Genomic DNA, 22,385 nt, shown 5'->3' on the forward strand with positions numbered 1-22,385 from the left:
GGGGGCTTCCTGGAAAAGGTCTGTGACAAGGAGGGGCGATTGTAGAGAGGGGGCTTTGCATCCCGCGGGTAGAGTGCTCCTCAATTCGATTGGAGAACCTAGATGGACGCGAATTCGCCGCTGGAGGCGCTTGAAAACCCCGGATTGCTGCGCACCCAGGCGCTGATCAACGGTGAATGGGTGGGCGCCGGCACCACGTTCGCCGTCAACGACCCGGCCACCGGCCGCGAGCTGGCCCAGGTGCCCAATCTGGGCCGCGCCGAGGCCGAAAGCGCCATCGCCGCCGCTGCCAACGCGCTGAATGCCTGGCGCGCCAAGCCGGCCAAGGAGCGCGCCGCCGTGCTGGTGCGCTGGCAGCAGCTGCTGGTCAAGCATGCCGACGACCTGGCCCGGCTGATGACGGCCGAACAGGGCAAGCCGCTGGCCGAGGCGCGCGGCGAAGTGGTCTATGGCGCGAGCTTCCTCGACTGGTTTGCGGAGGAAGGCAAGCGCGTCTACGGCGAGACCATCCCGACGACCGACCCCAGCAAGCGCTATCTGGTCATCAAGCAGGCCGTGGGCGTCTGCGCGGCCATCACGCCGTGGAACTTCCCGCTGGCCATGATCACCCGCAAGGTCGCGCCGGCCCTGGCGGCCGGCTGCACCGTCATCATCAAGCCGGCCGAAGCCACGCCGCTGACGGCCCTGGCCGCCGCCGAGCTGGCCCAGCAGGCCGGCATGCCGGCCGGCGTGCTGAACGTGCTGACGGCCGACTCCCAGCAGTCCATCGAGATCGGCCAGGTGCTGTGCGAGAGCGACGTGGTGCGCCACCTGTCCTTCACCGGCTCCACCGAGGTCGGCCGCATCCTGATGAAGCAGTGCGCGCCGTCCATCAAGAAGCTCAGCCTGGAGCTGGGCGGCAATGCGCCCTTCATCGTCTTCGACGACGCCGACCTCGACTCGGCCGTGGAAGGCGCCATCGCCAGCAAATACCGCAACGCCGGCCAGACCTGCGTCTGCGCCAACCGCATCTATGTGCAGGCCGGGGTCTACGACGCCTTCCTGGAGAAGTTCGCCGCCAAGGTCGGCGCGCTGAAGACGGGCAATGGGTTCGAGGCCGGCATCAATGTCGGGCCGCTGATCGACGCCGCCGCGCTGCAGAAGGTCGAGACCCATGTGGCCGACGCCATCGCCCTGGGCGCCAAGCTGCTGACCGGCGGCAAGCGCCTGGAGACGGCGGGCGGCAACTTCTTCGAACCGACGCTGCTGGCCGACGCGACACCGCAAATGCTGTGCTCGCGCGAGGAGACCTTCGGCCCGGTGGCGCCCGTCTTCAAGTTCCAGGCGGAGGAAGACGCGATCCGCCTGGCCAACGCCACCGAGTTCGGCCTGGCCAGCTATTTCTACAGCCGCGACATCGGCCGCATCTTCCGCGTCGGCGAGGCGCTGGAGTACGGCATGGTGGGCATCAACACTGGCCTGATCTCGACGGCCGAGGTGCCCTTCGGCGGCGTCAAGCAGTCGGGCCTGGGCCGCGAGGGCGGCCGCCAGGGCATCGAGGACTATGTCGAGGTGAAGTACCTCTGCCTGGGCGACATCCAGAAGTAGCACCTGCAGCCGCAATGAAGAAGGGGCCCTTTTGGGGCCCCTTTGCTTTGGGCAGGACCGATAAGGCGGTCCTGCTTTTCTTGCTCTGTTTTTAGAACTCGTACTTGGCGGTCAGCTGCATGGCCCACTGCGATTCGCCGCGGGTCTGCTTGGTCGTGTAGTCGCCCGGATCGTTGACGGCGTAGACCATCTTGCCGGTCGAAGGATCGATACCGGCGTAGTTGATCCAGCGGCGGGTGGCGCCACCGGTGCCGAAGCCGACTTCGTCGATACGGCCCCAACGCTTGTTGATCAGGTTGCCGAAGTTCAGGATGTCCAGCGTCAGCGTGCCCTTGTTGTTGCCGAAGAAGCCGGGGACTTCCTGGCTGACACGCACGTCGAAGCTGTTCACGAAAGGCGAGAACGAGGCGTTGCGGCCGACGACCTTGCCCTTGGAGTTGCGCAGACCCGGGTTGGCATCCACGATGGACCAGAACTTGGCTTCCGCGGTGGCCGAGGTCTGGGCCGTGAAGGCGTCGATCTGGGCTTGCGTCGTCATCGTCGAGCCGGTGTTGGACGAGCGGAAGATGACTTCGCCGGAGCCCGGGCCCTTCGGGATGTACAGCAGGTCGTTGCCGGCAACGCCGTCGCCGTTGACGTCGTTGTTGAACGTCCAGCTGTAGGCGTGGCCGGTGCGGCCTTCGTAGAACATGCCGAAGGTCGTCTTGTACTTGCCGAAGAAGGCCTTGGCCCAGTTCACGTTACCCGTGAAGCGGTTGCGGATCAGCGTGGCCGAGTTGGCCGCCACTTCCTCGTTCGGGTTGAAGACGGCGCGGTTCAGCCAGCCGGAGTTGGCGGTCGACGAGGTCAGGCCGCTGACTTCCGTCGCGCGGGTGTAGGTGTAGGCCACGCCCCAGCCCAGGCCCGTACGGTTGGGGCTGTTCAGCGACAGGGTCAGCACGTCGCCGTCGCCCTTGCTGCTGTTCTTCAACACGGTGACGTTGTTGAAGTTGGGGTTGTTCAGGGACTTGACCAGGCGACCGCAGTTGCTGGGGCTGCTGTCATTGCCACCCGCGTAGCACAGCGGGCTGCGGCCGGCGGCGTTGTAGTACATCTCGCGGCCATCGACCGGCGACGTGGACGTCACGGGGCCGAGGTTCAGGTAGTTGTAGTACAGGCCCTTGTCGACTTCCGTGTGCAGCCACTCGGCGCCGGCCACGAGGCCGTACCAGGGCAGTTCCTTGTCGACGGCGAGGTTCATCTTCCAGACCGTCGGCTGCTTCACGCCAGGGGCGACGAAGTCGACGTTGGCGGCCGGCGGCGTGCCTGCCACGGCGGGCTGCGAGGCCGGATTGGCCGAGAACTGGATGGCCGAGCAGGGGGTCGAGCCACCGCCGCAGCTGAAGTTGGCCGTCGTGACGCCGGTGTTCTGATAGGGGTTGGTCAGCCAGACCGAGGCCGAGGAACCCATGAACAGGCCGAAGCCACCGCGCAGCTGGGTCTTGAGCTTGTCGGCCGGGTCGAACTGGTAGTTGAAGCCGAAGCGCGGCTGGACGATCTTCTGGCCGTCCAGCGTGTAGCTGTTGTCGTAGCCGAAGCCACCCGCCTGGCGGCCGTTGGCACCGATGGTGGTCGGGGCCGAGGCGGTCGCGTTGAACTTGGGCTTGTCATTGACGTCCATCGTGTCGACGCGCACGCCGGCCACGATGTTCAGCGCCTTGCTGATCTTCCAGGTGTCCTGGACGAACAGGCCGATGTTGGCGATGGTCCAGTTGGCGGCACCGTCTTGCAGCGTGTTGCCGGCCAGCGGCTGCTGCACGTTGTAGGACGTCGGCACACCGGCGTTCCACAGCGCGATCGGGTCGCTGCCGCTGAAGGTGTAGACACCCCGGGTGTTCTGCAGGAAGGCGTTGAAGATCTGGTTGCGCTCGAGGTCGGCGCCGGCCTTGATCTCGTGCTTGTCCAGGAACAGGTTGCCCGCGAAGAAGCCGTTGAAGGTCTTGGTGTGCAGGCTGTTGAAGTGGCGGCTCTGCTCGGTACCGAAGGTCAGCGTGCGATTGCCGGTGGCCGTGCCGGCCGGCGCAGCCGTCGTCCAGGTCAGGCCGACCTGGGGCAGGTTGCTGTTGTTGATCGGGTCGCTCTTGTAGTCGCGCTGCGAGACCTTCAGCTCGGTCGAGAAGTTGTCCGTCCAGTCGCCGAACCACTGGCCGACGACGGTCTCCAGCGTCTTGGCCTGGGTGTACCAGTCGGACGACAGCGACAGCTGGTTGGCGGTGAAGTTCGGGAAGATCGGGTTGCTTTCCTCGGACTTCGTGTAGCGGACGTTGACCTTGTGGTTGTCGCTGACGTTCCAGTCCAGCTTCAGCAGCGTGTCCTTGGCGACGAGCTCCACACCCTTGGGCGTCGACATGCTGCCGATGTCCATGTTGTATTTGCTCTTGGCCAGGTCGATGGCCGACTGGATCTGGGCCTGGGTCAGGCCGACGTTGACGCTGTCGGTGCCGATCGGGCCGAAGGCCGGCACGGAGCGGCTGCTGCGCAGCTCTTCGTAGCCGGCGAAGAAGAACAGCTTGTCCTTGATGATCGGGCCGCCGGCCGTGAAGCCGTACATCTTTTCGTAGAAGCCCGGGGTGCGGAAGGTGACGTTGCGGACGCGGTCATAGCGGTCGCCGGTCAGCTTCTCATCGCGGTAGACGTAATAGACGCTGCCGGTGAACTCGTTGGTACCGGACTTGGTCACGGCGTTGATGTTGGCGCCGGTGTAGCCCTGCTGCGTCACGTCGTAGTTGGAGACGTTGACCTGCACGGCCTGGATGGCGTCGATGGAGATCGGCTGCTTCAGCGTCGGCAGGCCGTTCAGTTCCAGACCGAAGGTGTCGTTGACCTTCACGCCGTCGATGGTGACGGTGTTGAAGCGGCCGTTCTGGCCGGCGACGGTGATTTCGCCGTTGCCCTTGTCGGACTGGGCGACGCGCGGGTCGTTGCGGGCGTAGTCCTGCAGGCTGCGCGAGATCGAGGCGTAGGCGGCGAGTTCCTGCTTGCCGATGCTGGTGCCGGCGCCCATGGCGCTGCCGTCGAACTTGGCGGCACCGCCCGACGAACTGCCCGTCAGCACGACGGTCTCGAGCACATTGGAGCCGCGGATGCGGATCTCGAGGTTCAGGGTCTCGGCCAGGGCCAGGTAGATGTCGTTCTGGACTTCGCGGTCACCGCCCTTGACGGCCGTGACGGTGTAGGGGCCACCGACGCGCAGACCGCGAGCCGAGAAGCGGCCGTCGCCGTCGGTCGTCAGCGTGTTGGTGGAGCCCGACTCCTTGTGCACGATGGTGACGGTGGCGCCACCCATCGGCTTGCCATCGGCGCCGATCACCTGGCCGCCAATGGCGGCCGTCGTGTTCTGTGCCATCGCGGGCGCGGCGGCCACGATGGCCACAGCGGCGCACAGCGCCGACAGCGGGAATCCAGACCCAAACCTGTTGCTCATCCCAATCACTCCTGTTGTGCGCGCGGCAGCCCGCGGCTGATGTGTCGAAAGTGGTCACGCAAGCGTCATGAAGCGCTCGCTGCGGTTGCGTTTCCCGCCGCCCAAAGAGGGCACGGCCGCTACGGTGGCGGAATTGTCATGACTTTCTGTGACAGAACTTTACGGGTAAGTCAGAAGTCGCCCGTTTTAGACCTCACGCCCTGGGGAAAGGCACTGCGGCAGTGCGTCGCGCGGCCGCTACATTGGCCTGTTTTCACCCGTGCCAGCAAGGATTTCTCCCAGAAGACCTGGAGCAAATGCACCGACTTGGTGCGATTTTCGATCAATGTAAACCTCGCAACCACCGGTCCGCCCTGTCGCATAACCGCGACAAACTTGCGCAACAAAGCCACTTCTAAGATCGCCGGCTTCTTCAAGCCCCACCTGCCATGGCCCTCCCCCACACCTTCCGCCTCGGCGCCGGCCTCGTGCTGGGCGCCGTGCTCGCCGGCTGCGCCACCCAGCAGCCCGCCGCCCCGACCGAGCTGACGCTGCTGTCGATCAACGACTTCCACGGCAATATCCAGCCGTCGGACCCGACGCCGCTGATGCCCCGCCTTGCCGACGCCACCGGTGCGGTCAAGGCCCAGCCCGCCGGCGGTGCCGCCTATCTGGCGACGGCCCTGGCCGCGCTGAAGGCCAAGAACCCGGACGCCCTGGTCGTCGCCGGCGGCGACCTGATCGGCGCGTCGCCGCTGATCTCCAACCTGCTGCGCGACGAGCCGACGCTGACGGCCATGTCCCAGCTCGGCATCACCGCCAGCGCCCTGGGCAACCACGAGCTGGACGCCGGCCTGCCCGAATTGCTGCGCCAGGCCCGCGGCGAATGCGCCCCCAGCGGCTGCCTGTGGCCCAACTACAAGGGTCCCGGCTTCCCCTACCTGGGCGCCAACGTGCTGGACGCCGCCACCGGCAAGCCCCTGCTGCCCACCCACGTGCTGAAGCAGGCCGGCACGCTGAAGGTCGCCATCGCCGGCGTCGCGACGCTGGAAACCCCGCATGTCATCGTCGCCCGGGCCATCCAGGGCATCCGCTTCGCCGACGAAGCCGACACGTTGAACGCCCTGGTGCCGCAGTTGAAGGCAGAAGGCGCCCAGGTGCTGGTGGCTGTCATGCACGAGGGCGGTGTGCAAGGCCCCGGCGCCGGCGCCAACGACCCCAGCTACGCCTGCCCGACGCTGACCGGCCGCGTGCAGGACATCGCGAAGCGCCTGGACCCCGCCTACGCCATCATCGTCGGCGGCCACACCCACCAGGCCTACACCTGCAAGATCGACGGCCGCCTCGTCGTGCAGGCTGGCAGCTATGGGGGCTGGATCACCGAAAGCCATCTGAAGTTCGACGCCGCGGGCAAGGTCATCGACGCCCAGGCCGTCAACCATCCGGTGCTGCAGTCGGCCTATGCCCCCAACCCGGCCCTGGCCGCCCTGGTGGCCCAGGCCGCCGCGCTGACCGAGGCCGCCCGCAACAAGCCGGTCACGACGCTGCCCCAGGGCGCCACGCGCTATCCCAAGGAGCCTTACGGCGACGCCGCCCTGGGCAATCTGATCGCTGACAGCCAGCTCGCCTTCGCCCGCAAGCAGGGCCCGGCGGACGTCGCCTTCATGAACCCCGGCGGCATCCGCGCCGAGCTGGTCGTCAAGCCCGGCCGGCCGACGACGATGAGCGACCTGCTGGCCATCCAGCCCTTCGGCAACGACATCGTCGCCGTCACGCTGACCGGCCAGCAACTGCTCGACATCCTGCAGCGCCAGCTGCCCAAGGCCGACGCCGCGCCACGCATGCTGCAGCCCTCGTCCACGCTGCGCTACCGCTACCGCGTGGGCGCCGACGGCGTGGCCCAGCTGGTCGATCCGCGCATCAACGGCGAGCCCGTGGACCCGGCCCGCAACTACCGCGTGATCATCAACAACTTCCTGTCCGAAGGCGGCGACGCCCAGGCCGGTTTCAAGCACGGCCGCGACCGCGCCGTGCTGGGCACCGACATCGACGCCCTCGTCGAATTGCTGCGCGACACCCCCGACGCGCTGGCCAAGGCCGCCCCCGGACGCATCACCCGCGAGTGACGACGCCGCCCCCAGGACGGCGCCCTAGGGCAAACCTGTAACTTCTTGTAGCGACCCGGCCCCGGCGGCCCGGCAGGCCAGTCCTAGACTCGAAGCGCCCGGCATCACGCCGGGCAGCAGCGGCTCGGGGGAGTGATGGCGTGGGACAAGCAAGCTGGCGGTGACGCCCAGCCTCGGGCCGGTCCAGCGGACGCGGGCCCTTCGAGCAGCACGCCCAGCCCGCTGATCCGCGAGGTCATCGCCCATCTGCCCTGCGGCCTGGCCGTCTTCGACGCCGACCGCCGCCTGCTCGTGCACAACGCCGAGTTCGAGCGCCTGCTGCATGTGCCCGCCTCCCTGTTCGAAGAGCCGCCGCTGCGCTTCGACGACCTGATCCAGTTCTTCGCCGCGCGCGGCGACTACGGCCAGGGCGAACAGGCCCGCTCAGCGGTCGACGCCGCCCTCGCCCTGGGCCGCGACCAGCGCGCCAACCGGCTCGAGACCTATCGCACCGGCGACCGCCTCATCGAGGCCCGCACCGCGCCCCTCCCCGACGGCGGCCTGGTGCTGACGGTCCTCGACCTGACGCCGCAAGCCCAGGCACGGCTCGCCGCCGAGCGCGCCTCCCAGGCCAAGACGCGCTTCCTGGCCAACATGAGCCACGAGATCCGCACGCCGATGAACGCCGTGCTCGGCATGCTGCGCCTGCTGCAGAAGACGCCGCTGGACGCCCGCCAGCGCGACTACGCCGTCAAGAGCGAAGGCGCCGCCCGCGGCCTGCTGGGCCTGCTCAACGACATCCTCGACTTCTCCAAGATCGAGGCCGGCCACCTCGGCCTGGATCCCCATCCCACCCGCCTGGACGAACTGCTGCGCGACCTGTCGGTCATCCTGGCCGCCAATGTCGACAAGCGCGAGCTCGAGCTCATCTTCGACCTCGACCCCGCCCTGCCTCCCGTCATCGTGGCCGACGCGCTGCGCCTGCAGCAGGTCCTCATCAACCTGGCCGGCAACGCCATCAAGTTCACCCAGGCTGGCGAGGTCGTGCTGCGCATTGCGCGCGCCTCGCAGAGCGCCAGCAGCGTGGTGCTGGATTTCAGCGTGCGTGACACCGGCATCGGCATCTCGGCCGAGCAGCAGCAGCGCATCTTCACCGGCTTCACCCAGGCCGAGGCTTCCACGGCGCGGCGCTTCGGCGGCACCGGCCTGGGCCTGGCCATCAGCCGCCGCCTGGTGCGGCTGATGGGCGGCGACATCCACGTCGACAGCCGCCCCGGCCACGGCAGCCGCTTCAGCTTCACGCTGAGCTTCCCCCTGCCCGCCGAGGAAACCGCGCCAACGGTGCGCCAGGCCCTGCAGGTCCTGGTCATCGATGACCACCCGGAGGCCCGCCGCGTGCTGGGCGTCCTGGCTGAATCCCTCGGCTGGACGCCGCGTCTCGCCAGCGGCGGCGCCGAGGCCCTGCAGCTGATCGAAGCCGGTACGCCGGAGGTCGTGCTGCTCGACTGGGTCATGCCCGGCATGGACGGCTGGCAGACCGCCGTGCGCCTGCGCCAGCGCCTGGGGTCCGAGCCGTTGATCCTGATGGTCACCAGCCATGACCGTGAACGCCTGGCCCAGCGCAGCGCCGCCGAGCAGGCCCTGCTCGACGGCTTCCTCGTCAAGCCCGTCACCGCGGCCATGCTGAGCCAGGCTGTCGCCAGCGCCATGCAGGCCCGCCGCGGCGATGGCGAGCCGCCCGAGCCCGCGCCGCAGCGGCTGGCCGGCCTGCATCTCCTCGTCGTCGAGGACAACCCCGGCAACCAGCAGGTCACGCGCGAACTGCTCGAGCTTGAAGGCGCCCAGATCAGCCTCGCCGGCGACGGCCAGCAAGCCCTGACCCTGCTGGCCCAGACGCGTGGACGGCGCGGCTTCGATGCCGTGCTGATGGACGTGCAGATGCCGGTCATGGACGGCACGACGGCGACGCGGTTGATCCGCCGCCAGCTCGGCCTGACCCTGCCCATCATCGCGATGACGGCCGGTGCCCTGGACGCCGAGCGCCAGGCCTGCCTGGAGGCCGGCATGGACGAGCACATCGGCAAGCCCTTCGACCCCGACATCCTCGTCGCCGTGCTCAGGCGGCGCTGCGACGCGGCGCCCGCCGGGCCCAAGGCCGCCGCCGCCGATCTGCCGCCCGCGGTGCTGGCCGACGCCGGCCGCTCCGGCATCGCGCTGGCCGAAGCACTGGCACGCATGTCGGGCCGCGTGGAACTCTTCGAGCGCACCCTGGGCGCCCTGCACGAGCAGGACCGCAAGCTCGCCCAGGCCCTGGCCGAAGGCGGCCGCGCGGCCACGCGCGGGCTGCACGGCTACCGGGGTCTGGCCGCCATGCTGGGCGCCGGCGAACTCGCGGCGCTGGCCGCCGAAGGCGAGCATGCCGTGGAACCCGACGAAGACTGGCGCCGCCGCTTCCTCGAACGCCGCCAGGCCGACCTTGCCGCCCTGGACCGCCTCGCCGCCGACCTGCAGGCCCGCCAGGGCTTGCACGACGTCCACGCCGAACTGGATCGCCCCGGTCCGCCGGGCAGCCTGTCCCACGGCCTCAACCGGCTGGCCGAACTGCTGGACGGCGCCGACCTCGAGGCCCTGGACGTCCACCGGGGCCTGCGCGCACGGCTGCCGAACGAAGCCGATGAAGACACCGCGGCCGCGCTGGATGCGGCCATGGACGCCCTGGACTTCGGCACCGCGCTGACGCTGTGCCGCCGCCTGCGCACGACGCTGGAGGCCCGAACATGATGCAGATCTCCCTGCCCGACCGGGCCCCGCTGATGCCTGGCCACGCCCCTCCCGGTCGGCGGCCGCGACTGCTGATCGTCGACGACCAGCCCGTCAACATCCAGGCCCTGCATCGCGTCTTCTCGGCCGACTGCCAGGTGCTGATGGCCACCGACGGCGCCCGCGCCCTGCAGCTCTGCCGCGACCGCCAACCCGACCTGGTGCTGCTGGACGTGCAGATGCCCGGCATGGATGGCCACCAGCTCTGCGCCGAATTGAAGGCCGACCCGCTGCTGCGCTCCATCGCCGTCATCTTCGTGACCGCCCAGGATCAGCCGGAGGACGAGACGCGCGCCCTGGACGCCGGCGCGGCGGACTTCATCACCAAGCCCTTCAATCCAACCGTCGTGAGGGCGCGTGTGCGCACCCAGCTGACCCTGAAGGCGCAATCCGACCTGCTGCGCGAACTGGCTTTCGTGGACGGGCTGACCGGCGTGCACAACCGGCGGCATTTCGACGAGCGCTTCATTGCCGAGGCCCGGCGGGCCCAGCGCACGCGCTCGGCGATGGCGGTGGTGCTGGCCGATGTCGACCACTTCAAGCGCTACAACGATGCGCTCGGGCATCTGGCCGGGGACGACTGCCTGCGCCGGGTGGCGGGGGCGTTGCGGGCTTGCCTGAGGCGGCCGACGGATCTGCTGGCGCGCTATGGCGGCGAAGAGTTTGTCTGCCTGCTGCCCGATACCGACCTCGCAGGCGCCATCGGCGTGGCGCAGCTGATGGAGGACACGGTGAGGAATCTGTCGCTGCCGCATCCGGGGGTGGAAGGCTGCGTGACGATCAGCCTGGGCGTGGCGGCCAGCAACCAGGGTCAAGGGCTGGTGGAGGCGGCGGACAAGGCGCTGTATCTGGCGAAGGCGGCGGGAAGGGGGAGGGTGAGTTGGGTGGAGGGGTGATGAGTGAGGATGGGAATGCTCCAAATCGGTCGGACCGATTTGGAGGCCCTGGCGGGCGCGTGCCAGGGGCACGCCCAAGGACAGCCACTGGCTGTCCTTGACCGAACCGTGGGGCCTCATCCCAAGACCCCAATCCAAACAAAAACGGCCCGCGAGGGGCCGTTGTTGTTTGGAGCGGGTGATGGGAATCGAACCCACGTAGTCAGCTTGGGAAGCTGAAGTTCTACCATTGAACTACACCCGCCTGTGGCCGCGGAGTCTAACGCGAAGGCCGAACGCGAAAACCCGCGGCGGCTTGCTGGCGTCAGAACTTCGTGCGCAGGCCCAGAGCGAATTCAGTCTGGCTCGGTGCGCCGTTCGTTGCGCCGAATTTGTAGCCGTCCTTGAGCTTCAGGTAGTCCATCGCGACATACACCTCGGTGATCTTGTCGAAGTGGTAGTTCGCAGAGGAATACAGGGTTGAACGGCTGCCCGTCGCGGTGGCCGTCGCAGCTGAGGCGTTGGCGTAGGCGTTGAGGACATTGCCGCTGCCGTTGACGGCCGCATGGCTGGCCTTCATGTTCTGGTAGCCGAGCGCATAGTCGAACGGCCCGCCGCCGGGCGTCCACTTGGCGGACAGCGTGTACGCGTTGTCAGTGCGTTTGCCCAGCACACCTGCGGCACCCTGGTCTGCTGTGTAGTGGAAGACGCCGCTGTTCAGGCGCACGTCACCGATCTGCACGTTGCCACCGACCGAATAGGTCTTGTTGGTCAGCCCCGCGACGTTGGCGTTGGTGACGAACCCGGCAACGTTGAAGCTGCCGCCGGCGTAGGCCAAGGACACGGTCTCGGTACTACCCTTGGAGAAGTCTCCGGGGACCCCGCCGAACTGATATTGAGCGGCGGCCAGGAGGCCGTTGCTGAACGCTTTCTTCCAGGCCACGCCGTTGTTGATTCGAGTGCCGGTGGCACTGCCCGCGTAGAAGATCAGCTGCTTGAAGTTGTTGTTGTTGGAATAGCCACCCTCCTCGGTCGAGGGCGCGGCCGGCCCGTAGGGATCGCCGTAGATCGCCGACGAGGCGGGATCTCGCGCAATCGCGTTCTGCCGGCCCAGCGTGAGCTTGCCGAAATCCTTGCTCTCGATACCCACCCAGGCGTCGCGGTTGAACAGCACGTTGTCGGTGTCCATATTGCCGGTCTGACTCTCGAACTCGCTCTCCAGGCGGAAGATCACGTTCAGGCCGCTGTCGCCCATCTTGCGGGAGCCGACCACGCCCCAGCGATTGCCGCTGAACCAGGCCACGCGCGGCGACGTGACGCTGTGACCTGCGGCGTCGGCGTGATTGGTGTGCACATACGAGACGTCGATGAGGCCGTAGAGCGTCACGAACCCGTTGGCGGAGCCGATGCTCAAGCCCTCTCCGAACTTGTAGCCGCCTGGCATCGGCTTGCCATCGGCGGCGGCCGGAGCGGCAGCGGGCGCGGCTGCCGATTGTTGAACGGCGGCCAGCCTTTTCTCGAGCGCGTCGAGCCGCGCCTGCTGCGCGGCTGCAGCCTGCTTCTGCGCGGCGATCTCGGCCTTCAAGTCAGCCAAGTCATCGGCGAAAGCCGGGCTCGCATGGGCGAACGCGGCCAACACCGCCATGCACAGGACGGTCTTCTTCATGGGTCTGTCTCCTGGAGTTGTGGTCAAGGCGCCGTCTCGGGCGCTCCGGAACGAGGCGGATTGCCTGCGAACTGGCCGCATTGTTTTTTTCGCCACCTTTCGCGCCGCTTTACTCTGCAATGCGTCTTGGAAAACCCTGTGGCGGCGCGCCGACGGCTTCCTGCCAAATGCGCCCCTACGTTTCTCGCTCCCCGTGTCGCCCGCATGCGCCTGCTACTCGTCGAAGACAGCACCAAGCTGGCAGCATGGCTGGGCAAGTCGCTTCGACAGCATGGCTACGCCGTCGACGTCTGTGACGACGGCGCGGTCGCGGATTCGTTGCTGCGCACCGAGCACTACGACGCCATCGTTCTGGATCTGTCCCTGCCGTCGATGGACGGGTTGACGCTGCTGGAGCGGCTGCGCTCGCGAGGCAACGCCTCGCCCGTGGTGATCCTGACGGCTCGAGGCGACCTGGAGGACCGCGTTCGCGGCCTGAAACTCGGCGCGGACGACTACCTCGCCAAACCCTTTGCACTCGAGGAACTGGAAGCACGGCTGCAGGCCGTGATCCGGCGCGCCCACGGGCAGCCTGCCTCGAAGCTCAGCCTGGGGTCGCTGGCGTACGACGGCAGCGACCGGAGCTTTGCGCTGCATGGCCAACGTCTGGTGCTGCGCCCCAAGGAACACGCCGTGCTGGAAGCGCTGCTGGTGCGCGCGGGCAAGGCGGTCAGCAAGGCCAAGCTTCACGAGCAGATCTTCTCCCTCGATGCGACCACGTCCCAGGAGGTCGTCGAGATCTACATCCACCGCCTGCGCAAACAGTTGCTGAACAGCGGCCTGCGCATCACGACGCTGCGGGGCCTGGGCTATGTACTCGAAGCCGGCTGACAGCCTTCGGCTGCAGTTGCTGCGCTGGCTGCTGCCGCCGCTGCTTCTGCTGCTCTCCATCAACTCGTGGTTGAGCAACCGCGCGGCAGCCGCGACCGCCGACATGGCATTCGACCGCCTGCTGACCGCCTCCGCCGAGGCCATCGCGGAAGACGTGGAGTACCGCAACGGCGAGGTCGTCGTCGACCTGCCCTACGCGGCGCTCGAGCTGCTCGAATCGAACATCCAGGAGCGGATCTTCTACCGCGTGGTGTCGCCCGACGGGCAGACGGCAACGGGGTATGAGGATTTGCCGCTGCCGGCACTGAAGCCCGGCAACGGCGCCGAATCGACGCTGTACACGGCCGACTATCGAGGGGAGCGCATTCACCTCGTCGCGCTGTACAAGCAGCTGTACGGCACCGATGTGGCAGCACCGGTGATCATCATCGTTGCCGAGACCGGTGAAGCCAGGGATGCCCTGTCACGGCAGATCCTCATCGACGGGATGGTGCGTCAGGGTGCCCTGATCCTGGCGGCCGTGGTGTTCGTGTGGCTGGGCCTGGTGCGTGGCTTGCGGCCGCTGGCGCAACTGCGTCGCAGCGTCGCCCTGCGCTCGCCCGCCGACCTCAGCCCCATCGACGCCGGCAATGTGCAGGTCGAAGTGCGCCCGCTGATCGAAGCCCTGAACCAGCACACCGCCCGAATCGAGCGGCTGCTGTCGAGCCGGCAACGCCTCATCGCCGATGCGTCTCACCAGATGCGCACACCGCTGGCTGAAATGCGCGCGCAGATCGAATATTGTCTTCGGCAAGGCCGCGAGGACATGGCGCTCCAGACGCTGCAGGAAGTGCAACAGGACATCAACCGCCTCAGTCGCCTGCTGTCCCAGCTGCTTTTGCAGGCCCGGTCAGAGCCGGATGCAATTGGCGAATTGAGCAACGCCCCGGTCGACTTTGGCGAGCTGGCACGCCAGACGGCCATGGACCACGTGGAAGCGGCCCGCAAGCGATCGATAGACCTGGGTTTCGACGAGCCATCGAAGCCCGCCGAAGTCGCAGGGAACGAGCTCCTTTTGCGCGAACTGATTGCCAACCTCATCGACAACGCCATCCTGTACGGTCGCGAGGGCGGCTTCGTCAACGTCAGGGTCTGCGCCGCAGACACCGTGGTGCTCGACGTGGAGGACAACGGCCCCGGCATCGCGCCTCAGGACGGCGAGCAGGTGTTCGAACGGTTCTACCGGGCACGCAGCGTGATTGCCGCCAACAAGCCGGGCTCGGGTCTGGGACTCTCGATCGTGCGGGACATCGCCACGGCGCACCAGGGGCAAGTGCAGTTGCTGACGCCAGCTGGCGGTGCCGGCCTGTGCGTGCGGGTGACGCTGCCGGCACTCAAACGCGCGGCCCCGGTCGAGGCGACGACGGCTATTTGACACCGCCCGCCTCATGCCTCCAGCGGCGCAGGAATTCCTGCTGCTTGACGCGGTCGAGAAAGACCAGCAGCGCAGGCGCCACGGCAATGGCCTTGAGCCTGCCGCCAAGCTCCCGGCGCAGCGTTGCGGCCGTGAACTCGCCCGGAACATCTTCGCGAATCGAGAACAGCTCGGACTTGCTGGACAGCACGGTCTGCCCGCGCTTGGACAGCAGATAGTCGAGCCAGAGCTTGGCGGCGTTCGGATTGGCGGCTGACTTGGCAATCAGTGCGATGCGCGACATGACGAGGGTGTAGTCCCGCGGCAGCACCACGCCAATCGAAGGGTCGCGGCGGGCACGCGTCAGCGCGTAGGAGCCGATCAGGTTGTATCCGAGATAGACCTTTCCGGCGGCGATTCTCTGCACCATCACCGAGGTGTTGGCCTCCAGCTCGACCGCATCCGCCCCCATCGCGCGGGCCAGGTCCCAGAAGCTGGCCTGGATACGGCTGTCCTGGGTTGCAAACAGGAAGCCAACCGCCGATTTCTCGATGTCATAGGTCGTCACGTTGCCCGCGTACTTGTCGCGCTGGCTGGTCAGCAGCCTGAGGACATCGGCGTGCGTCGCGGGTACCTCATCGCCGGTCACGAAGTGCTTGTTGTAGACAAACACCGCCGGCTCGAACGTGGTGCCGTAGGCGGTCTCGCGCCAGACGGCCCATTCGGGCAGCGATGCGATTTCCGGCGACCGGTAGCGTGTCGCGTAGTCGTCGTTGGCGAGCTTCATCTGCAGGTCCATCGCCGAACTCCACAGGACGTCTGCAGTGGGTTTGCCGGCGTAGGTCTCGGCCAGGTAGCGCTGATGCAGCTCCGCGCTGTTGAGGTCGTTGTACTCGACCCGAATCCCCGGGTAGCACTGCTCGAAGTCGCGGATCAATGAAGCGACGGCGGAGATGTCGGTCGTGGAGTAGACAACGACCTTGCCTTCATCCCGGGCGGCAGCAACGATGCCGGGATAGGAGTCCGGGTAGTTCGACGGCGAGCCCGGCCATGCTTGGAGATGAACCGCCGCTGGCAAAGGCAAGAGCAGCCATCGCAGCAAATTGCGACGGCCCACGGGATCGAGTTGCGCGTCGATTCTCGCCATCGCTCGAGGATAGCGATCAGAGCTGGCCGCAAGCTGTTCACTCTCCCGGTGACGACGCCCATGGGCAGGCGAGGCTACAGTCGGCCGCATGACGTCCCCTGCTGTTTCGCGTCCGCCCGCCACGCTGCTGATTGCCTGGCGGCAATTGCTGCGAGATTGGCGCGCCGGCGAGCTGCGACTGCTGATGCTGGCCGTGGCCCTCGCGGTCGCCGCGCTGTGCGCCGTGGCCTTCCTGTCCGACCGCCTGGACCAGGGCCTGCGCCGCGATGCAGCCCAGTTGCTGGGCGGTGACGCCGTCGTCGCCAGCGACCAGCCCACGCCGCAGGCCATCGTCGACCTGGCCGCTACCCAGAACCTGACCACCGTCCGCAGCGCCACCTTCCCGAGCATGGCGCGCAGCGATGAAGCCCATGGCGGCGAGAGCCGGCTGGTGGCCGTGAAGGCGGTGGGCGCCGGCTATCCGCTGCGCGGCAGCGTCAAGCTGCGCGAAGCCCTGCCCGGCCGTGGCGGCGCCCCGGCGGCCGGCGAGGTCTGGGTCGACCCGGCGGTGGCCGACGGCCTGGGGCTCAAGCTCGGCGACACGCTGCTGCTCGGCGACAGCCAGCTCAAGCTCGCCGCCCTCATCGAGACCGAGCCCGACCGCGGCGCCGGCTTCATGAATTTCGCGCCGCGCGTCATGCTGGGCGAAGGTGACCTCGCCGCCACCCATCTCGTGCAGCCGGCCAGCCGCCTGACCTACCGCATGGCCGTCGTGCCGGCCACCGGTGCTGGGCCGGGCGCGGTGGCCGGCTTCGTCAAGGGCGCCGAGCAACTGGTCGAGAAGGACAAGCTGCGCGGCGTGCGCCTGGAGTCGCTCGAATCCGGCCGCCCCGAGATGCGCCAGACCCTGGACCGCGCGGCGCGCTTCCTGCGCCTCGTGGCCATGCTGTCGGCCCTGCTCGCAGCGGTCGCCGTGGCGCTGGCGGCGCGCGACTTCGCGGCGCGGCATCTGGACGACTGCGCCATGCTGCGCGTGCTCGGCCAGCCGCAGCGCCGCATCGCCTGGGCCTATGGTCTGGAGTTCCTGCTCGCCGGCCTGGGCGCCAGCGCCGTCGGCGTGCTCGGCGGCCTGGCCCTGCATCAGGTCTTCGTGTCGCTGCTGGCCGGCCTCATCGACGTCAACCTGCCGCCGCCCAGCATCTGGCCGGCCCTGCTGGGCCTGGGCCTGGGCCTGTCGCTGCTGATGGGCTTCGGCTTGCCGCCGGTGCTGCAGCTCGCGGCCGTGCCGCCGCTGCGCGTCATCCGCCGCGACCTGGGCGCGCCCAAGGCCGGTTCCCTGCTCGTGCTGGGCGCCGGCGTGGCGGGCTTGGGCGCCATCCTCGTCGTGCTGGCCGGCGACATGAAGCTGGGTGCCATCGCCGCCGCGGGCTTTGCCGGCGCGGTGCTGCTGTTTGCGCTGCTGGCCTGGTGCGCGGTCTGGCTGCTGCGGCGCGTCGTGCCCGTCAATGTCAGCGGCGCGGCCGTGCCGCGCTGGCTGCTGCTGGCCACCCGCCAGGTCGCTGCTCGGCCAGGCTTTGCCGTCATGCAGGTGGCGTCCCTGGCCGTCGGCCTGCTGGCCCTGGCCCTGCTGGTGCTGCTGCGCACCGACCTCATCGACAGCTGGCGCCGCGCCACGCCGGCCGCGGCGCCGGACCGCTTCGTCATCAACATCCAGCCCGACCAGGGCGAAGCCTTCCGCAAGACGCTCACCGACGCCGGCGTGAAAGGCTTCGACTGGTACCCCATGATCCGCGGTCGCCTCACGACCATCAATGGCGAGCCTGTGCTGGCCAAGCGTTTCGCCGAGGAGCGCGCCCAGCGCCTGGCCGAGCGCGAGTTCAACCTCAGCCACACGGCCGAACTGCCGGCCCACAACCAGATCACCGGCGGCCGCTGGGGCGATGCCAAGCCCGATGAGACGGGCCTCAGCGTCGAGGAAGGCCTGGCGGCGACGCTGGGGCTCAAGCTCGGCGACACCCTGGCCTTCGACATCGCCGGCCAGCCGGTGCAGGGTCGCATCACCAGCCTGCGCAAGGTCGACTGGTCGTCGATGCGGGTCAACTTCTTCGTGCTGTTCGAGAAGGCCGAGCTGCCGGACCTACCTGCCACCCAGATTGCCGCCTACCGCAGCCCGGCGGCCACCAAGCTGGACCGCGAGCTGGCCAGGCAGTTCCCCAACCTGACCGTCATCGACGTGTCGGCCCAGCTCAACCAGGTGCAGGGCGTGCTGGACCAGGTCATCCAGGCCGTGCAGTTCCTGTTCGGCTTCACGCTGGCGACCGGCCTGGTCGTGCTGCTGGCCGCCGTGGGCAGCACGCGCGAGGCACGTACCCGCGAGTTCGCGCTGATGCGGGCCCTGGGCGCACCCGGCAGCCTGTTGGCCCAGGTGCAGCGCGCCGAGCTGCTGGGCGTGGGCGCCCTGGCCGGCTTCCTGGCCGGCGCGGTGGCCCTGGTGCTGGCCGCCCTGCTGGCACGCTTCGTGTTCGAGTTCGAGTGGCATATGAAACCCTGGGTGCCGCTGATCAGTGCCGCTTGCGGCGCGCTGCTGGCCTGGAGTGCCGGCTGGTGGAGCCTGCGCGGCGTGCTGCAGCGCCCCGTGGTGCAGACGCTGCGGGAGGCTCAGGCGGAATGAGCCCCGCACGGCCGTCCGAAGGGGCTCGGCTCCCGCCTGGCGGGACAGCGCGCAGCGCGAAGGGTGCCCAGTGAACTCCGTCGGCGCCCGCGAAATCGGCCGCTATCTGGCGCTGTCCGCGGCCGTCGTCGGCGTCTACTACCTGCTGGCCCGGCTGGGCCTGCTGATGGTGCTGCCGCCCTACCAGGTGGCGCCCATCTACCCGGCGGCCGGCTGGGGCCTGGCCGTGCTGCTGGTCTGGGGCCTGCGCTACACGCCGGCCGTGGCCCTGGGCTCCTTCATCGTGCAGGCCACGATGATGAGCGAGCAGGGCGGCGTGCTGGCCCTGGCAGCCGGCATCGGCCTGGGCGCGGCGACGCAGGCGGTGGCCGGCACCCTGCTGATGCGCCGCTGGTGCGGCCGTCCCATCGTGCTGGCCTCGCCCCGCGAGGTGGCGGGTTATCTGGCCGCCGCCGCCCTGGCCGGCTGCATCAGCCCGAGCTGCGCGACGCTGCTGCTCAAGGTCTTCGGCGTCATCGCGACGGCGCAGGCGACGCTGGTCTGGACGGTCTGGTGGACCGGCGACCTGATGGGCGTGCTGATCGCCACCCCCATCACGCTGGCCCTGATCGGCCAGCCGCGCTCGGCCTGGGCCACGCGGCGCTTCAGTGTCGGCCTGCCCATGTTGCTGACCACGCTGGTGGTGGGCCTGGGCGTGGCCGCCACCATGGAGTGGGACCACCAGCGCAATCGCGCCGACTTCGCGCGCGACGCCACCGGCGCTGCCCAGGACCTGGCGGGCCGGCTGCGCGAGCCGCTGCTGATGCTGGAAGGCGTGCATGGCCTCGTCAAGGTGAAGCCGCGACCGACGCGCGAGGAATTCGTGCGCGCCACCCGCGGCTTCCTGACCGAAGAAAGCCCGCTGATCGCGCTGGGCCTGACCTTGCGGGTCGCTCGTGAGGATGTCGACCGCTTCAACGCGGCCGCTGCAGCCGACTTCCCGGGCGGCTACCAGGCCCGTGATCGACTGCGCGCCGGCGATCTGCGTCCGCCGCTGGACGAGGACATGCTGGCCATCCGCCTCATCGAGCCGCTGTCACGCAATGCCGGTGCCCTCGGCGTCAATGTGCGCACCATCCCCGGCGCCCGCGCGGCCATCGAGCAGGCCGCGGCCGTCGGTCGGCCGGTCGCCTCGGCCGGCTTCCAGCTGTCGCAGGACAAGGAGGCCGCCGTCGGCGTGGTCGTCTACCAGCCGCTCTACCGCGGCAATGCCGCGCCGGACGCGCAGGCCCTGGACGGCGTCGTCTTCGCGACGCTGAGGCCGGACCTGCTGCTGTCGCGGCTGGCCGCGGGCTGGCCGGAGCACCTGGCGGCCTGTCTCGTCGACATGGAACCCGGTGCCGTGTATCCGCGCCTGGGCGGCCGCATCGGCTGCGAGGCGGTGCAGCGCGGCGACGATGCTCGCCTGCCGCTGGTCAAGATGCCGCTGGAGTTCGGCGGCCGGCAGTGGGAGGTGCGCATCTACGACCTGCCGGGCCTGGTGCAGGCGCCGGGCCGCAGCTGGGCCTTCGCCCTCGTCGGTCTGCTGGCCACCGCCATGGTGGGCGCGCTGCTGCTGCTGATGTCGGGCCGGACCCAGCATGTGGAAGCCCTGGTGCGCGAGCGCACGGCGGCCCTGGAGCGCGAGGTGGCCAACCGTGCCCTGGGCGAGCGCGCGCTGAGCCAGAGCGAGCAGCGCTTTCACAGCATCTTCGAGAACGCGCCCATCGGCATCGCCTTCACCGACCTCAATGGCGGCTTCCAGGAAGTCAACGCGCATTTCTGCGGCCTCGTCGGCTACTCGGCCGCCGCCTTGCTGGGCAAGCGATCCATCGACGTGACCCACGCCGATGACCGCCGCGAGGACATCCGCCTGGCGCGCCGGCTGATGCGCGGCGAGATCCCCTACTACCGCCGGCTCAAGCGCTATATCCGCCCGGACGGCAGCACCGCCCATGCGCGCGTGCTGGTGAGCCTGCTGCGCGGCGCGGATGGCCGGCCGCACCGCCTGGTGGGCGTCGTGGAAGACATCACCGACCAGCTGCGCATCGAGGAACTGGATCGCGCCCGCGAAGCTGCCGAGGCCGCCAACCAGGCCAAGAACGAGTTCCTGTCGCGCATGAGCCATGAGCTGCGCACGCCGATGAACGCCATCCTCGGCTTCACCCAGCTGATGCAGATGGACGCGACGGAGCCGCTGCCGCCCGGGCAGCGCGGCCGCGCCCAGCAGATCGCCCAGGCCGGCTGGCATCTGCTGGAGATGATCAACGACACCCTGGACCTGTCGCGCATCGAGGCCGGCTCGCTGCGTCTGGAGCCGGCCCTGCTCGAGTTGCCCCCCCTGCTGGCCCGTGCCGTGGCCCTGGTGCAGGGTCAGGCGGCCGAGCGCGGCTTGGGCCTCAGCCAGCGCGTCGACCCGGCGGCGGTGCGTCTGGTCGGCGACCCCACGCGGGTGACGCAGATCCTGACCAACCTGCTCAGCAACGCCGTCAAGTACAACCGCCCGAACGGCAGCGTCAACATCGTGGCGACCAGTCCCGAGTCGGGCTGGGTGGAGATCGCCGTGCGCGACACCGGCCTGGGCCTGACCGAAGAACAGCACGCCGCCCTCTTCCAGCCCTTCAATCGTCTGGGCCGCGAGCGCAGCGGCCTGCCAGGCACCGGCATCGGCCTCGTCATCAGCCAGCGCCTGGCCGAGATGATGGGTGGCAGCCTGCGCGCCGAACAGCAGCCGGACGGCCCGGGCGCCTGCTTCGTGCTGCGCCTGCCCGCCAGCGGTGCCGCGGTTGCCCTGCCGCAGGAGGCCGCACCGCACGAGCCCACGCCCCCGCGCGTCGGACCGCGGCGGCGCCTGCTCTATGTGGAGGACAACCCCCTCAACGCCGAAGTCATGCGCGGCATCCTGGAGCAGCGCCCGGGCATCGAGCTGGAGATCGCGTCGACGGTCGAGGCCGGCCTGCGCGCCCTGCGCGAACGGCCACCTGCCCTGCTGCTGCTGGACTGGCAACTGCCCGACGGCGACGGCCTGACCCTGCTGAGCCGCATGCGCGATCTGGGCGCCACGCTGCCACCGGTCGTCGTCGTGTCGGCCAACGCCCAGCCCGAGCAGATCGCCGCGGCCCAGGTGGCGGGCGCCCGGCACTATCTGACCAAGCCGCTGGACGTGCGTGAATTGCTTGCCCTGGTCGACGAATTGTTGGTTTCGGCAGGTGGTGCGGAACGGGCAGAATGAGGGTCCAGTTCCCCATTTGCAGCAGCGCCCGATGAGCTCTACCGACCTCGTTCCCAGCACCGGTGCCCAGGCCGTGCAGGCTCTGGCTCGCACCGATGGCCGCCAGTTCCTGACCTTCCGCATCGGCGAGGAGGAATACGGCCTGGACATCCTGCGCGTGCAGGAAATCCGCTCCTACGAGCCGCCCACCCGGGTCGCCAACGCCCCCGCCTTCGTCAAGGGCGTCGTCAACCTGCGCGGCGTCATCGTGCCCATCCTGGACATGCGCATCCGCCTGGGCCAGGCCAGCGAATACAACGCCTTCACCGTCGTCATCGTGCTGAATGTGGCGGGCCGCGTCGTCGGCGTCGTCGTGGATTCGGTGTCCGACGTGCTGGAACTCAGCGCCGAGGCGATCAAGCCCCGCCCCGAAGTGGCCGCCGCCCTGGACGCCCGCTTCATCACCGGCCTGGGCAAGATCGGCGAACGCCTGCTGATCCTGCTGGACATCGAGGCCATGATCAAAAGCCCGGATTTCGGGCTGGTGGACTAGCGGCAGGCGATCGCAAGTTAGCGATCGCTGACTGTTTCACCGTTGGAA

General features: G+C 68.7%; 12 protein-coding genes and 1 tRNA gene. 9 read left to right on the top strand and 4 right to left on the bottom strand.

Annotation, left to right across the window (positions count from 1 at the left end; all coding sequences use genetic code 11):
* Positions 1 to 102 precede the first annotated feature (102 nt).
* Positions 103 to 1,587 (top strand): NAD-dependent succinate-semialdehyde dehydrogenase, encoded by a 1,485-nt coding sequence (locus tag AC3WOE_RS08835; RefSeq protein WP_492689800.1) that lies wholly within the window; start codon positions 103 to 105, stop codon positions 1,585 to 1,587.
* A 91-nt stretch (positions 1,588 to 1,678) separates the two neighbouring features.
* On the opposite strand, the gene AC3WOE_RS08840 is transcribed toward AC3WOE_RS08835, so the two are convergent.
* Positions 1,679 to 5,050, bottom strand: coding sequence for a TonB-dependent receptor (locus AC3WOE_RS08840; protein WP_492689801.1), 3,372 nt, complete (start codon positions 5,048 to 5,050; stop codon positions 1,679 to 1,681).
* A 428-nt stretch (positions 5,051 to 5,478) separates the two neighbouring features.
* On the opposite strand from AC3WOE_RS08840, the gene AC3WOE_RS08845 reads away from it, so the two are divergent.
* The 3 genes from AC3WOE_RS08845 (at position 5,479) to AC3WOE_RS08855 (ending at position 10,850) form a co-directional block, all read left to right on the top strand.
* The gene (locus tag AC3WOE_RS08845) at positions 5,479 to 7,155 is read left to right on the top strand and encodes a bifunctional metallophosphatase/5'-nucleotidase (RefSeq protein ID WP_492689803.1); all 1,677 of its coding nucleotides are present in this window, start codon (positions 5,479 to 5,481) and stop codon (positions 7,153 to 7,155) included.
* A 135-nt stretch (positions 7,156 to 7,290) separates the two neighbouring features.
* On the top strand, positions 7,291 to 9,915 hold the full coding sequence (locus tag AC3WOE_RS08850; RefSeq protein ID WP_492689805.1) for a response regulator: 2,625 nt from the start codon (positions 7,291 to 7,293) through the stop codon (positions 9,913 to 9,915).
* The gene (locus AC3WOE_RS08855; protein WP_492689807.1) at positions 9,912 to 10,850 is read left to right on the top strand and encodes a diguanylate cyclase; all 939 of its coding nucleotides are present in this window, start codon (positions 9,912 to 9,914) and stop codon (positions 10,848 to 10,850) included. The genes AC3WOE_RS08850 and AC3WOE_RS08855 overlap by 4 nt, the downstream gene beginning before the upstream one ends.
* A gap of 170 nt (positions 10,851 to 11,020) precedes the next feature.
* Here AC3WOE_RS08855 and AC3WOE_RS08860 read toward each other — a convergent pair.
* Positions 11,021 to 11,094, bottom strand: a tRNA-Gly gene (locus AC3WOE_RS08860).
* Positions 11,095 to 11,154: 60 nt separating this feature from the next.
* Positions 11,155 to 12,273, bottom strand: coding sequence for a porin (locus tag AC3WOE_RS08865; RefSeq protein WP_492690309.1), 1,119 nt, complete (start codon positions 12,271 to 12,273; stop codon positions 11,155 to 11,157).
* A gap of 426 nt (positions 12,274 to 12,699) precedes the next feature.
* Here AC3WOE_RS08865 and AC3WOE_RS08870 point away from each other — a divergent pair, with 426 nt between their 5' ends.
* Both AC3WOE_RS08870 and AC3WOE_RS08875 read left to right on the top strand, forming a co-directional pair.
* Positions 12,700 to 13,365 carry a response regulator gene (locus tag AC3WOE_RS08870; protein ID WP_492689809.1) on the top strand — a complete coding sequence of 222 codons (666 nt, stop codon included), beginning with the start codon at positions 12,700 to 12,702 and terminating at the stop codon, positions 13,363 to 13,365.
* The gene (locus tag AC3WOE_RS08875; RefSeq protein WP_492689811.1) at positions 13,346 to 14,779 is read left to right on the top strand and encodes a sensor histidine kinase; all 1,434 of its coding nucleotides are present in this window, start codon (positions 13,346 to 13,348) and stop codon (positions 14,777 to 14,779) included. Before AC3WOE_RS08870 ends, AC3WOE_RS08875 begins: the two co-directional genes overlap by 20 nt.
* On the opposite strand, the gene AC3WOE_RS08880 is transcribed toward AC3WOE_RS08875, so the two are convergent.
* Entirely contained in the window at positions 14,772 to 15,905 is a 1,134-nt protein-coding gene (locus AC3WOE_RS08880; protein ID WP_492689813.1) for an ABC transporter substrate-binding protein, read from the bottom strand. The genes AC3WOE_RS08875 and AC3WOE_RS08880 overlap by 8 nt on opposite strands.
* 88 nt (positions 15,906 to 15,993) lie before the next feature.
* Here AC3WOE_RS08880 and AC3WOE_RS08885 point away from each other — a divergent pair, with 88 nt between their 5' ends.
* From AC3WOE_RS08885 to AC3WOE_RS08895, 3 genes are all read left to right on the top strand, one after another.
* Positions 15,994 to 18,555, top strand: a complete 2,562-nt coding sequence (locus tag AC3WOE_RS08885) for an ABC transporter permease (RefSeq protein WP_492689815.1) — start codon at positions 15,994 to 15,996, stop codon at positions 18,553 to 18,555.
* A 70-nt stretch (positions 18,556 to 18,625) separates the two neighbouring features.
* Entirely contained in the window at positions 18,626 to 21,805 is a 3,180-nt protein-coding gene (locus tag AC3WOE_RS08890) for a PAS domain S-box protein (RefSeq protein WP_492689817.1), read from the top strand.
* Positions 21,806 to 21,836: 31 nt separating this feature from the next.
* Positions 21,837 to 22,337, top strand: coding sequence for a chemotaxis protein CheW (locus tag AC3WOE_RS08895; RefSeq protein WP_492689819.1), 501 nt, complete (start codon positions 21,837 to 21,839; stop codon positions 22,335 to 22,337).
* The last annotated feature ends 48 nt before the right edge of the window (positions 22,338 to 22,385 follow it).

It is taken from the genome of Roseateles sp. FW305-36 (assembly GCF_058787015.1).

What these genes read in the sequence shown, in the direction of transcription:
- AC3WOE_RS08835 (WP_492689800.1), top strand. Translation starts at nt 103, where the DNA reads ATGGACGCGAATTCGCCGCTGGAGGCGCTTGAAAACCCCGGATTGCTG.
- AC3WOE_RS08840 (WP_492689801.1), bottom strand. Translation starts at nt 5,050, where the DNA reads ATGAGCAACAGGTTTGGGTCTGGATTCCCGCTGTCGGCGCTGTGCGCC.
- AC3WOE_RS08845 (WP_492689803.1), top strand. Translation starts at nt 5,479, where the DNA reads ATGGCCCTCCCCCACACCTTCCGCCTCGGCGCCGGCCTCGTGCTGGGC.
- AC3WOE_RS08850 (WP_492689805.1), top strand. Translation starts at nt 7,291, where the DNA reads ATGGCGTGGGACAAGCAAGCTGGCGGTGACGCCCAGCCTCGGGCCGGT.
- AC3WOE_RS08855 (WP_492689807.1), top strand. Translation starts at nt 9,912, where the DNA reads ATGATGCAGATCTCCCTGCCCGACCGGGCCCCGCTGATGCCTGGCCAC.
- AC3WOE_RS08865 (WP_492690309.1), bottom strand. Translation starts at nt 12,273, where the DNA reads ATGCCAGGCGGCTACAAGTTCGGAGAGGGCTTGAGCATCGGCTCCGCC.
- AC3WOE_RS08870 (WP_492689809.1), top strand. Translation starts at nt 12,700, where the DNA reads ATGCGCCTGCTACTCGTCGAAGACAGCACCAAGCTGGCAGCATGGCTG.
- AC3WOE_RS08875 (WP_492689811.1), top strand. Translation starts at nt 13,346, where the DNA reads ATGTACTCGAAGCCGGCTGACAGCCTTCGGCTGCAGTTGCTGCGCTGG.
- AC3WOE_RS08880 (WP_492689813.1), bottom strand. Translation starts at nt 15,905, where the DNA reads ATGGCGAGAATCGACGCGCAACTCGATCCCGTGGGCCGTCGCAATTTG.
- AC3WOE_RS08885 (WP_492689815.1), top strand. Translation starts at nt 15,994, where the DNA reads ATGACGTCCCCTGCTGTTTCGCGTCCGCCCGCCACGCTGCTGATTGCC.
- AC3WOE_RS08895 (WP_492689819.1), top strand. Translation starts at nt 21,837, where the DNA reads ATGAGCTCTACCGACCTCGTTCCCAGCACCGGTGCCCAGGCCGTGCAG.